This is a genomic window from Sedimentimonas flavescens (assembly GCF_019264375.1).
GTDB lineage: Bacteria > Pseudomonadota > Alphaproteobacteria > Rhodobacterales > Rhodobacteraceae > Rhodobacter > Rhodobacter flavescens.
On record NZ_JAHVAI010000003.1, the window covers coordinates 84,323 to 98,078 of the forward strand.

Here is a 13,756-nt window from a genome sequence, read left to right on the forward strand (position 1 = left end):
GCCGCAGACATAAATGTCTGCCGCGCGATCTGGATGTGACAAAGAGGGGCTGCGACCCACGGGCGGAGTGTTTCGGGGGCGGGCCATTCATGTTTTGCGTCTTGTTCGACGGCTGTGCCGGATGTTTTTCAGGCCGCGCAATGAAGGTCTGGAAAACATCTGGCCGGTCGTCGATCTGCTGTGCGTCAGATTCTCAACCAATAGAGTCTTAGGGGTATAATGTAGCAGTCTGTGGCGAAGGCGACGGTGTGGACGGGGTTTCGCTCCCACCGTTCAAATCGAAATGACTCTACCGCCACTCAGGCGAGTTTCCCTGCTTCGCTCAGGATGGCGCCTCAGCTTTGTGGACGAACTTCCCAAAGCGCCCACCTGGGCTGTGCCTTCGAAAGATCTCCAACCTCACGCGGAGCAACCGGCGTTGCTTATTTTCTGACGTCTTCCCATAGTTTCGATCCGCGATCGTGCGACAAGGCGAGATGAGCACCTTGTCGCACGCAGACCATTCAAGGATACTTTGAATGCAGGAAGATCGGAGGCAATTCATGAATCGAAAGGTTTCAATTGCCGTAGTGGTAACGCTCCTTTCTGCACTTTTACTCTATCTTTGGAGACTGACTTACGACTTTTCGGATTGGGCTGCCGTCTGGTTGTTGTTGCTTGCCGCCATGATCTTTCGCGGCAATTGGTCTATTGTGATGGATCATTGGAGCGCCGAGCGCGGAATCGTGTTGAGGCCCGAGTCTTGGATTTCGGGTTGGCTCACGGGAAGGACCTGGGCCTTCTTGTCCTCGATGCTCTTGGTGTTGGTCGTGGTGCCTGTTTTGGCCTGGCAAGCGCTCAATATGCTTGCGTTGGAGGTAAGCGTCCTCCTTGCGCTTGCCTTTTCGTCAGCCTGGCTGTTCCTGTCGATGCAATCCTTTTTGGCACTGCACGTCCGACCACCCTTTGATAAGATTTTTGCTACAGGACCAAGCACTTGGTTAATCGGACTGCCATTCTCGTCTATCCTCTTTCTCGTGACTTGGTATGCCCCGACCGTTCCAGGTGAAGTGCTTGCGGCCCCCTTTTCCGAGAGCGTTCAGTCCGCGTTAAGTGAGCTTCCCGAAAGGCGTGGTTGGATAGCTGAGATTCTTGCCCTCGGCTATGCCTTCGAGGCTGCGAAACTCTGGCTGGTGGTGCAGGCCAGGGAATATCGTCTGGTCACGCTGTTGTTCAATCTGGATACGGCCCTGTTCGGCTTCTTTGCTGCCAGAGCAAGTGTAGTCGTTACACATTTCGTCGAAACGCATTACGGCAAGGGGGGCGAATGACCCATTCCCAGAATGATCCTCCGCACGAAGAGGCTGGGGCGGGTCAGCCGCAGGCAGGAATGCGAGTATCGATCGGGGTCGAGAGAAGAAAGGACCGCAAGGCGCCAAATCTTTCGCGCTGGTTCTGGGGAACGATCGCTTTGCTGTTTATGGTTACGCTCGTTGCGAAGCTGCTTGCCTCATGGCACGCGGGTCGAAACGACGTAGAGGGTGCCGATGAGGGCAGCCCAGGCGGTCAGTCGGAGACGAAGACGACGTATGTGGAGCGGGCCTTTACGGTGGCGGAGGAGAAGGCAGAAGGTGCCAGACGCGAAATCGGTCCGTTGCTGGATAAGGCCTATGCGCCGGTCTATCGGGGCATTCCTGCCTATATGGATTACCACTATTCACTGAAGGGCGAATGGTTGGAACTTGGCTCGGCTGCCTTGGGTGAGATTGGTGTGGGACTGGACAGCTATCTGTTCTCAGGACTTGAGACGCGATTGACGGCCCTTGCCGTTGAACTGGACCGAGACTTCGATGAGAGATACTCGATAGCGCTGGACGAGGCGCTGGCGAAGGTGCCGGGCGGTCGCGCCGCGATGGGGTCCGTTGTCACCCGGGCAATTGATGACGCGAAAAGCCGGATGGAGAAGACGGCGGGCGTATTCGCGGCAGGGGCTTTGGGTGGTGTATCGTTTAAGGCTCTGACAAAGGGTTTTGCCAAAAATCTTGGCACAAAGCTGGCAGCGAAAGTGGCGGCCAAGACCGGAACGAAGTGGGTTACAGTTGCCAGCGGAGCCGGCATCGGTGCCGGAGCTTGTTCATGGGCCGGCCCAGGAGCAGCGGGTTGCGCCGTGGTTGGAGCGGTGATCACTTGGGTTGGCGTGGATCTGGCCCTGGTAAAGCTGGACGAATACGTCACGCGAGACGAATTTGAGCGCGATCTGCGTGAGTTAATCGACAATCAGAAGGAAGAGACTTACCGGGCGCTGGAAGCGATGCTGGACGGAAAGGCGCTGGATGCCGATGCTCGGCGAAAGGAGGCGGTTCAGAAAATCTCGCTCTCCGAGTTGAAGGATGTCGACAGGTTGGGGGCCTGTCAGGCAGCGCAGGATATCCTTTTTAGCTTTGATTCCATAAGAGAAAATCTTCAGGCACGCTCTTCAGCAAATGTTAAGACTCTTCGGTGGGCTATCAAGGAGCAGGCGGAAAATCCCCTCTTGGCCCCTTGGGTCGACGGGTTGGAAGCCGTGATCGGCAATAGCGACTTTCGCCCTTGGGTCCGCAATGAAATTACTCTGACCATTGACCTTCCGCCGGAACTTCGGGAGGAGCACGAGATCCGGGCCACGCTGACACTTGGACAAAAGCCTCTTGAATTCGAATGGACACCAGGAAATTCCGTTGGTCATTTCGAGCTCAAGACGTTGCCGCGCGAGAGGATTCTCTTGGATGCGCAACAGCACTACGAACTGACGCTGGTTCAGGATCGCGGCCTGATAAACTGGAACCGGAGTTTCAGTGGCTCTGCTCGGTTTGATTTGTTCGAGGGTCTTGCGAATGGGTCTGGTCTTTCACCAAGGGCGAAGATCTCACTCGCCATGCTCTCAGGGAAGTCAGAAGAACTGACGCCTTTCGTGACCTTGGAGCTGCCATTGGCTGGCGTGGTGCTGCCGAAGCAAGAGATGCCCGAGTTCTGTTCGAGATAGCGCTTTCGGTTGGACGCGGTTTCGGGCTGCCACAAAAGCAAACTCCAACGTCGCCTTCCGCCGCCCATCATGCGCGGCGCATCCCTCAGACGGAATGCGTCACGGTGAGACGTGTTTGATGAGGCGTGGAAAGGACGCGAGCTCCGATGAGAGCCCATACTCCGGCGCAGAAATGCCAGAGGCCACCAATCGCCATCCAGTTTAAGAGTCTAAACAGCGATTGGTCATGCTTCTGGAGGGCGATCAATTCAAGCGCGCGAACTCGAGACTCACATTGAGAGTTGCGGTGTCGCGGTCTGGCCTATTGAAGTTTGCCGCGATCGCAAGATCAAGGGCACGGGATCCGATCTCGACAGTCTCAAGCTGCGAACGGATTTCCCTCAACCTCCGCTGTTTTTCTTCAAAACGTTCGCGATTTACAGCCTTCGCCGCGCGCCAATCTGAACGCATCCCGCGGCGCAGTCCTTCGATTTCTTCAATGTCCGCAACCGCACTCAACTCGGTAATAATCTCTTGGTTTGCGGCATCGGCAGCGGCAGCGGCAATCGCTCGAGCATCCGCGGCCTTCTGCAACTCCAAAGACATTGCGCTGAGATGCTCGCGGATTTCATCCGCACGTGATTTTGCTGCGCGGGCCACGGCTTCAAGATCCCGCTGCTGCGTAATCCGATGTTTCATCTCGTTGAGCGCGGCTTGTAAGCGGCGGACATCGGCTTCACTCAGTTCAGCAATCTCCGCCAGTTCGAGGGCCTCAAGAGCGCCAGAAGCCTTCACCGTGTCGGCCCACTGCTCAAGCCGCTTGGCGGCCGCTTTCGCAACGCTCCATTCCTTGGTCTCCGTGTTCCATTTCGCGCGGGGGAACGCAGCGCGAAACTCATCCTTCAGTTCAAAGGGAAAGCTAATGTAACGCGACTCGCGGATTTCAAATTTCATGTCAATCTCCTCTTGGTCTGACTATTCGGAGATGAGTTCGCTCTGAGAAACCGGGAAACATTTTAAGTTCTTTTTTTCAGGGGATGACGGCCCACAGTAATGAAAAGGCACAGACTGCTTGGTGAGAAAAACCCCTGCCGCATCGCGGTCGAAGTGGTGGAATACATTGAGGCCAACAAGATCCGTTATGAGCGCGCCCCGCTGTTTCGTCCCCAGACCCAGAGCAAGATTAAGCGCGGGCACCAGACCCTGCAGAAACGCATCCTGCCGGAGGACTACTTCCTGCCCGGCGATCTCGACGCCTTCGTCGAGCACTACAACCACCAATGCTATCACGAGAGTCTGGCCAACGTGACGCCCGCCGACGCCTGCTTCGACAGGGCGTCCGCAATGATGAAAACAGCGCGAAAGATCAAGAGACAAACCATCGAGTGTCGGCACTTGCAGCACCGAAACCTTGCCAACTGACATCCATCTCAAGGCAAAGCGTGCACTCTGCTAATCTACGCTGCGGGTAGCGCCGAATGTCCTGACGACGGACGGCGCGAACTTTCGAGGTTTATGCATCCTCGACCACCGGATAGCTCGCAACGCCCCAATCCTCGTTTGGATGTTCCATCATCAGGTCGACAAAGACCGGCACCAGAAATTCAAGGATCGCCGCGCCGTCGCGGACCTGATCGCGGTTGACCGCGCCGTGCCAGGTCGCCCCCCCGTGCATAATCTGATTGCGAAGCACATAGAGCCGATCGAAGACGCAGCTAAGCACCTCGACGGTATTCTGGTCGGCGAAGGCGTTGCGGAAAAAGCTGTCCGATTTTCCAAACCGCTCCTTCCAGTTTTCGTAGCCTTCAATTCCGTTGTGGTGCGACCAGAACGGCGCAAAAACATACGGGTTTCCCATCAGCAGGCGGATGGGACCTGCAAACCGGATCCATAGCGCGTTGTAGACCACTTTGCTTTGGTCGACTGCCACGAGTTTGGCGAAATAATCCTTGATGCCGCGGCGGGCCGAAGTCCGGAGCACACTGATCCCGGTCTCGTCATTGGCATAGGCCGCGTTGAAGGCGATCCAGAGAAAAATGAATTTCGCGTCGTGATCATTGCTCTCGAACTCAGCCCGCTTGATCCATGAAATTGCGCGGTGCACTCGCAGGCCGTGTGATGGGGGAAAACCATCCCTCAGCGCTCGTTGTTTTGCCTTTAATTCTTCGAAAGTCAAAATACTCAATGTCCCTTATACAGATTGCTTTGCTGCGACGAGTTTTACCTTCTTCGAAAAACATTCAAGGTGTTGCGTCGAAGGTTCGCCTTCCGGGTGCGACCAGTTCGCGGAGCCCTGCGGGCTCCAGGACCTCCACGTCCGAGCCCCATTGATATAGAAACCAAGCCATCTCCAGCCAGCCGCAGGCTGTGAATCTTACGATGAGGCCACCATCGTCTTGGTCTTCGAAGATCTGATCGGGATGGAAAACGAAGTTACGAGCGGCTGGAGCCGCTTTTGCCGAGAAGCTCCAGACGACAGGGCCGATCTGACCTGGGTCGTGATAGGAGCCGAAAGCCTCGGCGGCGTGACGTTCGATTTGAAACTCCGGATCGAGCGCGAACCATTCGTCCGTGCATGTCGCGTGGACGATGCGGTCCATTCGAAAATGTCTGAGGTCCCGGTCTTCCGCAACATGCGCGACCAGATAGGAGCGCGGCCCCAGCAATACCCCGTGCGGTTCGATCCGGCGGGTCCTAAGCTCGCCCGATGCCGGTCGATAGGCAATGTCCAGACGATAAGGCCCTCGCAACGCGTCATAAATAGCCTCCGCGACATCCGGTGCGACACGACCACGCGGTCCGGGTCGCGCCACATTGGCGATTGATTGCAACACCGCTTCGGCATCGCTTTCGGCAGCGCGTGCACGATTTGCAGGCAGGGAGGACACGATGCTGTCACGCAGGCGCAAGAGCGTGCGGGCATGGTGATGACGTCCGGCGTCCTGTGCCTCTCTCACAGCGAGATCCAGAGCTTCTACCGTCTCTACGGGTGGTAACGATAGCGGTGTGTCAATTGGAGCAAGCAGTTTCCAGGCATGTCGGCGGTCCGGAAGGACGCGCAGTTCTACATTGGGAAACACACTGGCGAGGGCGTCGGTCATTCGCTGGGCCGTTCGCTTTTCTATGTTGAAGCGGTCCATGATCTCCACGAGTGTGACACCCGCATGCCTTGCACTCGCCATCATGGCCAATTCAATTAAATCAGACGCTTTGGAATAAGACATAATAGACCATGACTCTTTTTGACACCCTCGCAACCTATTCTGGTCCGGAGGCAAAAATCGAGCGAGTCGTTTTTCAGATGGAGGCTCGCGGGGAATGAAAATTGAAAACGGGGAGTTTTTCTTCTCGGCATCCGATTTGATGCGGTTTGCGGGCTGTGCCCACGCGACCACGATGGATATCGCCCGGCTTGAGGGACGGGCGCCGGATCCGCGCGAGGACGACGCCGAGGCGGCACTGTTGCAGGAGGCCGGTGATGCGCATGAGGCTTCGCACCTCGACGGGTTGAAGGCTTCTGGCAAGTCGGTGATCGAAATTTCGCGCGAAGGACTGGACCTCGGGGCGGCGCGCCAGACGACCCTCGAGGCGCTTCGCAAAGGGCCGGAAGTGGTCTTTCAGGCAGCTTTTTCGGGTGCGCGTTGGGGGGGATGGTCCGACTTCCTCGAGCGGGTCCAAACGCCGTCGGACCTCGGCTCATTTTCCTATGAAGTCACGGACACCAAGCTAAAACGCAAGCCGGACCCCAAACACCTATTGCAACTGGTGCTCTATTCCGACCTCTTGGCAGAGTTGCAGGGCGTGATGCCCGAAAAGGCTCATATCGAGCTCGGCAATGGCGAGCGCGTGTCTTTCCGGCTGGCCGATTATGCGTCCTACGCTCGGCGGATGCGGGCGCGTCTTGAGGACTTCGTCAATAGTCGCCCCGAGACCCGGCCCAAACGCTGCGGGGCCTGCGGTCTTTGTCGCTGGCAAGATCACTGCCAGAGCGTCTGGGATGAAGCCGACAGCCTGTATAACGTGGCCAATATCTCGGCCGTTCAGATCGCCAAACTCGAAGCCGCCGGCATCACCACCATGGCTGCTCTCGCGGAAACGACCGAGCGTGTGCCTCGGATTTCTCAGGCGACATTGGAACGGCTTGTCGTTCAGGCGCAGCTTCAGCACACCCGCAAGGCTGGTGGTCCCGAGTATCGGCTGCGTGAAAGCGAGCCGGGGAAGGGGTTCGATCTCTTGCCACAACCGGTTCTCGGTGATGTGTTCTACGACATCGAGGGCGATCCACATTACGAGGGCGGTCTGGAATATCTGCATGGGATCTGGGCCGATGGGGCCTTTACTGCGTTCTGGGCGCATGATCATCCCGCAGAAAAAGCAGCTCTCGTTGCGTTGTTCGATTGGTTTCGCGCTCGGCTCGGGGCCTATCCGCAGGCTCGCATATACCACTATGCGCCATATGAGGTGACCGCGCTGAAGCGGCTCACGACGAAATACGGGGTTGGTGAGGCGTTTCTCGACCGGCTTCTGCGCGAGCGCCGCTTTGTCGACCTCTACGCCGTCGTGCGCGGCGGCGTGCTCGCATCGGAAAAGAACTATTCGATCAAGTCGATGGAGGCGTTTTACCGCGGAAAGCGCGATGGGGAGGTGACGACGTCCGGCGGCTCGGTGGTGGCCTATGAAGAGTGGCGGCGCACGCACGATGACCGCATCCTCGAAGAGATACGCGCCTATAACGAGGTCGATTGCGTCTCTACCGAAGAGCTGCGCAATTGGCTGGTGTCGATCCGGCCCGAGGGGCCCTGGCCCGTGTTTGAGGAGAGCGCCGAAGCAAAGGAGGTCGAAGAGGACGAGCGTAACGCAGCCTTGCGCGCGCTACTGGCCGGGTCGGATCTGGACCAAGCCCGGCAGAGCATGCTCTTCGATCTCGCGCAATATCACGCGCGCGAGGACAAACCGGTTTATTGGTCGATCCATGACAGTCTGGCCAAGGACGAGGAAGAGCTTATCGACAGCGTCGATGCGGTCGGAGGACTGACGTTGATCGGGGCGCCCGAGGCGGTAAAGAGCTCGAAGATGCAGCGATACGCCTTTCCGCCACAGGAGACGCGGCTTCGGGTCGGAGCGATGCCGACGGTCGGCTACAACGACGCGGGCTTCATTCAGACCATGACCCTGATCGAGTTCGACGCCGAGGCTGGCGAGCTTGCGCTGAAGATTGGCAACAAGTCGGCGCATCTCTTGGCCGAGGTGACGGGCCTTCATCCCGGCACACCGCTCAATACAAAAGCGATCCGCGCGGCGATCCTACGGGTGATCGAGGATCAATGCGCTGACAAGCAGTTCCGCGCTGCCGAGGCGCTCTTGTCGCGCGATGCGCCGCGCTTTCTCTCCGGCCCCCGCGTCGATGTGCTCATGGAGCGCGAGACAGTCGAGGGCACCATCGACGCGGTCAGTGAACTCGACGGCTCGGTCCTGCCGATCCAAGGCCCGCCGGGCACCGGTAAGACCTATGTCACCGCCCACGCGATTATGGCGTTGGTGCGGGCAGGCAAGCGGGTGGCGGTCGCGTCGACCAGTCACGAGGCGGTGCGGAACGTGTTGATGCAGGTGATTGCGGCGCAGGGGTTTGATGATCCAGAGTTCGACATAGTCCACAAGCTGTCTGACGACACCTATCCCGACGACTGCCCGGTCCATCGTGCCTATGACAATGACGATGCGTATCTTTCGACCGCTTCAGTGGTGGGTGGGACTGCGTTTTTGTTCTCACGGCCCGAGTTTGAACAGGCGTTCGATGTGCTTTTCATCGACGAGGCCGGGCAGGTGGGGCTCGCCAATACTCTTGCGATGAGCACTTGCGCTCGTAACCTGGTCCTTATCGGCGATCCCCGGCAGTTGCCGCAGGTGGTTCAGGGAGCGCATCCCGAGCCTGCCAACCTGTCGTGCCTCGACTGGATGCAGGGTGACGCCGCTGCGATCCCGAAGGACCGGGGCATTTTTCTCCCTGTTACGCGCCGGATGAACCCCGATGTGTGCAGGTTCATTTCCGATCAGGTCTACGAGGGCCACTTGCGCAGCCACCCCGACACCGCGCGCCAATGTGTCGGGAAGGTGCCAAACCTGCCTTCGACCGGCGCTCATTTCATCGAGGTTCCGCACGAAGGTAACGCTCAGATTGCACGCGAAGAGGTCGATGCCATCCGGCAGGCCGTGGGCGCACTTCTGCAAGGCACTTGGACGGACAAGTCCGGTGACACGCGGCCCCTGCGCCAGTCCGATATCATCGTGGTAGCGCCTTACAACCTTCAGGTGAACGCGCTCAGACGGGCCTTGCCCGACGGCATACGCGTCGGCACGGTCGACAAATTTCAGGGGCAGGAGGCTCCGGTCTGCCTCGTGTCGATGACCGCGTCCTCCGGGGATGAAATGCCTCGCGGAATGGAGTTCCTGCTTTCTCGCGAACGGATCAATGTCGCGGTGTCACGCGCCCAAGGCCTGGCGTTGGTTTTTGGGTCTCCACGTCTGCTGGATGCGAAATGCACGACCGTGGAACAAATGTGCCTTGTCAATACGCTCTGCGCCTTGGCGGAAATGAGCCGCACACCCAAGCTGCGCGCGGCTAAATAGGAGATGCGAATGTCCCAGAACCCTATCATCGCGAAAATCCCGCTCATGACGAGGGAGCAACGCTACGCCGCAGCCAAGAATGCGACACGTTTTCTGTCACTGGATGATCCCCGCAAGGCCGATGCCGAAGCGATCCTTGGGGCCATCGACGCCTACGAAATCGAGTATTTCGAGCCGCGGCGAATGACAGTCGGCCTGTTGGAATGGGAGCCTCACGATGGGCAATACGTGATGCGTGGCTTCTACGAAGGAAAGGTCGTTGCGACGATCACATATACGGATACGCATACCGCCGGCCGCAAGAACGTGTTCGCGCTCCGTGTCGGCGGCGTCGAACGCGGAGAATTGTTCCATCATGTGGCGGATGCACGGGAAGCGTCAGCCCGAATCTTTGCCGAAGAACGGGGGACGTCATGATCCGCTTCATTCATACCTCGGATATCCACCTCGGTAAGCCTTTCGGGCGCTTTCCCGAGGATGTGCGGGCGCGTTTGCGGCAGTCCCGTCAGGACAGTCTCGACACTTTGGCGCAGGTGGCTCGGTCACAGTGCGCGAGCCATATTCTGTTGGCTGGCGATACGTTCGACGCCGAAACGCCTGCGCGGACGGTGCTGCGCCACGCCATGAACGCGATGGCGGATGCGGCAGACGTGACCTGGGTTCTCATGCCGGGAAACCACGATCATCTGAAGGCGGCGGAAATCTGGGACGTGCTGCGCCGTGACGCGCCCGTTAACGTCGTCCTCGCGCTCGAGCCGAGCCCGCTGCCTTTGGTCGAGGGCGCCTTCTGCCTACCCGCGCCCTGCACGAGCCGTAATCCGGGCCGCGATCTGACGGAATGGTATGACGCTTGCGCGACCGGTGATGCCATCCGCATCGGGCTCGCTCATGGATCAATCCGCGATTTTCGCTCGGTGGACGAGATGGGAGGCGAAAGCGGAGCGGTCATCGCACCGGATCGCGCCAAGCGCGCGGAGCTGGACTATCTGGCGTTCGGAGATTGGCACGGGCGGATCGAAGTGGCGTCGAACACTTGGTATTCCGGCACGCCGGAGGCCGACAGTTTCAAGCCGCACCAACCTTCGGGCGTCCTGAGTGTCGAGATCAAAGAACGAGGCGCACCAGCGAAAGTCTTGCAAGTCGAAACAGGCAAGATCGACTGGACGACCCTGTCGATCGACTTGCTCGCTGGTGACAACGGGGCAGAGCAGCTCCGTGCGGCCTTGCCCGACCTGCGTTGTCGTCGCCGGACGATGATCGACATTCGACCGACGGGCCAGCTCGGCCTCGGAGCGCGAGCGGCGCTCGAGCAGGCGGTCCACGACACTGCGCCGGACTTCATGTGGTGCGATTACGACCTGTCGGGCCTCGGCACGGCCCACGATGCGGGCGATCTGGATCACATCGACGACCGAGGTGCGGTGCGCGATGCGGCCGAGGCTCTGGCCAAAGCGGCCGACACCGGCGACGAGGTCGCCGCAGCGGCGCTGACGCGGCTCTTTTCCTACGCGATGGAGGACAAATGAAACTCCGGTCCCTGACACTCGTAAATGTGCGCAAGTTCGGTGGGAAATCCGTGTCTATCGAGGGGTTCGGCGACGGGGTCAGCGTGATCTCCGAAGCGAACGAATTTGGCAAATCCACCTTCTTCGACGCGCTCCACGCGCTGTTCTTCGAGAAATACAGCACCACGGTCAAATCTGTGAAATCGCTGCGCCCGCATGCGGGCGGGGGCGTCAAGGTCGCTGCGCAGGTCGAGATTGGAGGCGCTCGGTTCGATGTCGAAAAGCGGTTTCTCGCAAGAGCCGGCGCCAGCGTGACCGAGACGGCGACGGGGCGCGTTATCGCGCGAGACGACGAGGCGGAGGCATGGGTTGCCGGACATCTAAGTGACGCCAACAGAGGCCCGGCAGGGCTTTTGTGGGTGCGTCAGGGCGTGCTCGGACTTGAACCTGCCGACAGTAAACCTGCTGATCGAGAAAAACTGGCCGAGGTGCGTCGGGACCTGCTCAGCTCAGTCGCGGGCGAGATTGACCAGGTCACCGGCGGCCGCACCATGGACCGCATCCTGAGGCGCTGCGAGGAAGACCTCGGAGTGTTTGCGTCTGTCAAGACCCTGAGCCCACGGGGGCCATGGAAGGAGGCGCGTGATCTGGAAGCCGATCTGAGTGCCGAGCTCTCTGATCTGGACCAAAAGGTATCTGAGCTTCGCGATGCTTTGGAGGCCCGTCGCAAGATCGACGACGAACTTGCCCGGTTGACTGATCCGGCGGAAACAGACCGCCGGCGATGCGATCTCGACGCAGCCACACAGAACTTGCAGACGGCTGAAGCGCACTCCCGGACCTGCGAAGTGGCTGAGAGCGCCCTCTCGATGGCGAGGCTTGTCCTGAGGGAAGCTACCAGACGGTCGGACACCCGCCGTGAGGCGGTGGAACAGGCCCGGATCGCTGAAGCCAAAGTGCAGAAAACTCAAGAAACCCTTGATCTGTCAAAAGCCGCGCGGGAGGCGGCTCAGGCATCTGAAGGCGAGGCGAGAAACGCCTTGGACAAACTGGTCGCGGCGACGCTGGACTTGCGCGATGAGCTGCGGCTTGCCGAGCGGCAGGCGGCGGCGCACGAGGCCGAAAATAATCTCGAGCGGCTCATGAGAGTCCATGGTGAGGCTCAGAAACATCTCCAGGCCATGTCCGAGGCCAGGGCCCGCCTTTCCGACAACAGGGTGACACCGGAGCTGGCCGACACCGTAGATGCCGCTCAACGATTGACCGACCGGCTCACCGCGCAGATCGCCGCGCGCCGAGTCTCGGTGACGATTGATTATGTCGGGGCGCGCAGGGTCACCAAGGATGGGGGCGAGGTTCCCGACGGGGTTCCGGTCGCACTCGCGAACGCTGACGTGCTGATGGTGCCCGGGATCGGCACGCTTCGCTTTGCGCTCCCGGATGCAGGCACAGATGATCTTTCCGCTCAGTTGGCTGATGCCGAGCGGACTTTGGCAGGCCGGTTGGCGGACTGCGCGGTCTCGGCTGTGGCTCAGGTTCATGAACGGCTCGCTGAACGCAGGCGGGACGAAGCCGTGATCGACCTCGCCTTGAATTCGCTCAAGGTTCTCGCGCCCGATGGGACGGAGGTGCTGGACATCGCCATTGCAAAGGCGCGTGGAAAAATTGCCGATGCCCCGGAAGGCGACGTGCGGGAGGCTGAAGAGGTCTCGACCGAATTCGAAGCTGCAATCGAGGCGGAGCAGGCGGGGCGGCAGGCCTGGGAGCAGGCGCGCGAGCGCGTGACCGAGGCGCGGATCGAAGCCGAGGGCGCCGAGGCGAAGATGCAGGCGGCCTGGGACGAAGCGAAACGGACCAAGGCAGCGCTTGACCGCCTCGAGGACGAAGCCGAGCTCGAGAGCAATCTCGCCGAAGCCCGATTGGACGAGGAGGCCAAGTCAGCAGCACTGAACGACCTGACGCAGGACGCGCCCGATCTCGAAACGGCTCAGGCCAATCTGCATCGCGCCAAGACCGCTTTCGACAACGCGCGCAGTCGACTGAGCACTCTGCGTGAAGGCCGCGCGACCTTGACTGGCCAGATCAACACCCACGCGGATGGAGGCATTGAAGAGCGCCGTGCTGAAGTCGCCGAACTGCTCGAGGAGGCGACGAAGCGCGCGGCCCGCTATGCCTTCGAGGTCGCGGCCCTCGTGCGGCTTCGCGATGACTTGCAGGCCGCGCGCGATCAGGCCCGCGAGTTCTATTTCAAGCCGATCCAGACCGAGCTCGCGCCGCTCCTGCGTATCCTCCACGATGACGCGCAGATCGAATGGGAGAGCGATCAAATTCTTCCCGGGGCTTTGCAGCGGGGTGGCGACGTCGAAGACTTCGAAACCCTTTCCGGCGGCACTCAAGAGCAGATCGCGATTCTCACCCGTCTGGCTTTTGCCCGGCTCTTGGCGAGGCGCGGCGAGCATGTCCCGATCATACTTGATGACGCGCTGGTCTATTCTGATGATGATCGGATCGTGAAAATGTTCACCGCGCTCAATCGGGTCGCAGCCAACCAGCAGATCATTGTGTTTTCGTGTCGGCAGTTGGCCTTTGCGGGTCTGGGCGGTGAGCGGCCCAGAATTTCGGAAGTGTCAATGGCGTAATGAGC

Annotated in this window: 9 protein-coding genes and 1 pseudogene; 7 read left to right on the forward strand and 3 right to left on the reverse strand. The window is 59.6% G+C overall.

Features of this window, described 5'->3' with window-relative positions:
• Positions 1–542: 542 nt before the first annotated feature.
• A complete protein-coding gene (locus KTQ37_RS05665; protein ID WP_218629525.1) occupies positions 543–1,310 on the forward strand; it encodes a hypothetical protein in 768 nt (255 codons plus the stop codon).
• Complete coding sequence (locus KTQ37_RS05670) at positions 1,307–3,001, forward strand: hypothetical protein (protein WP_218629526.1); 1,695 nt, start codon at positions 1,307–1,309, stop codon at positions 2,999–3,001. The genes KTQ37_RS05665 and KTQ37_RS05670 overlap by 4 nt, the downstream gene beginning before the upstream one ends.
• A gap of 243 nt (positions 3,002–3,244) precedes the next feature.
• Here KTQ37_RS05670 and KTQ37_RS05675 read toward each other — a convergent pair whose 3' ends face one another.
• Positions 3,245–3,934, reverse strand: a complete 690-nt coding sequence (locus KTQ37_RS05675) for a hypothetical protein (protein WP_218629527.1) — start codon at positions 3,932–3,934, stop codon at positions 3,245–3,247.
• Between the two features lie 93 nt (positions 3,935–4,027).
• On the opposite strand from KTQ37_RS05675, the pseudogene KTQ37_RS05680 reads away from it, so the two are divergent.
• Positions 4,028–4,402: pseudogene (locus tag KTQ37_RS05680) on the forward strand (IS3 family transposase); the annotation flags it as partial.
• A 91-nt stretch (positions 4,403–4,493) separates the two neighbouring features.
• Here KTQ37_RS05680 and KTQ37_RS05685 read toward each other — a convergent pair.
• Together KTQ37_RS05685 and KTQ37_RS05690 are read right to left on the reverse strand one after the other, a co-directional pair.
• A complete protein-coding gene (locus KTQ37_RS05685) occupies positions 4,494–5,165 on the reverse strand; it encodes a HEPN domain-containing protein (RefSeq protein WP_218629529.1) in 672 nt (223 codons plus the stop codon).
• 55 nt (positions 5,166–5,220) lie between these two features.
• Positions 5,221–6,204 (reverse strand): helix-turn-helix transcriptional regulator, encoded by a 984-nt coding sequence (locus tag KTQ37_RS05690; protein ID WP_218629530.1) that lies wholly within the window; start codon positions 6,202–6,204, stop codon positions 5,221–5,223.
• Positions 6,205–6,298: 94 nt separating this feature from the next.
• Here KTQ37_RS05690 and KTQ37_RS05695 point away from each other — a divergent pair, with 94 nt between their 5' ends.
• From KTQ37_RS05695 to KTQ37_RS05710, 4 genes are read left to right on the forward strand one after another with little or no spacing between them, the layout of a single operon-like run.
• Entirely contained in the window at positions 6,299–9,607 is a 3,309-nt protein-coding gene (locus KTQ37_RS05695) for a TM0106 family RecB-like putative nuclease (RefSeq protein ID WP_218629531.1), read from the forward strand.
• A gap of 9 nt (positions 9,608–9,616) precedes the next feature.
• Positions 9,617–10,024, forward strand: coding sequence for a hypothetical protein (locus KTQ37_RS05700; protein ID WP_218629532.1), 408 nt, complete (start codon positions 9,617–9,619; stop codon positions 10,022–10,024).
• On the forward strand, positions 10,021–11,133 hold the full coding sequence (locus KTQ37_RS05705; protein ID WP_218629533.1) for a metallophosphoesterase family protein: 1,113 nt from the start codon (positions 10,021–10,023) through the stop codon (positions 11,131–11,133). Before KTQ37_RS05700 ends, KTQ37_RS05705 begins: the two co-directional genes overlap by 4 nt.
• Positions 11,130–13,751, forward strand: a complete 2,622-nt coding sequence (locus KTQ37_RS05710; protein ID WP_218629534.1) for an AAA family ATPase — start codon at positions 11,130–11,132, stop codon at positions 13,749–13,751. Before KTQ37_RS05705 ends, KTQ37_RS05710 begins: the two co-directional genes overlap by 4 nt.
• The last annotated feature ends 5 nt before the right edge of the window (positions 13,752–13,756 follow it).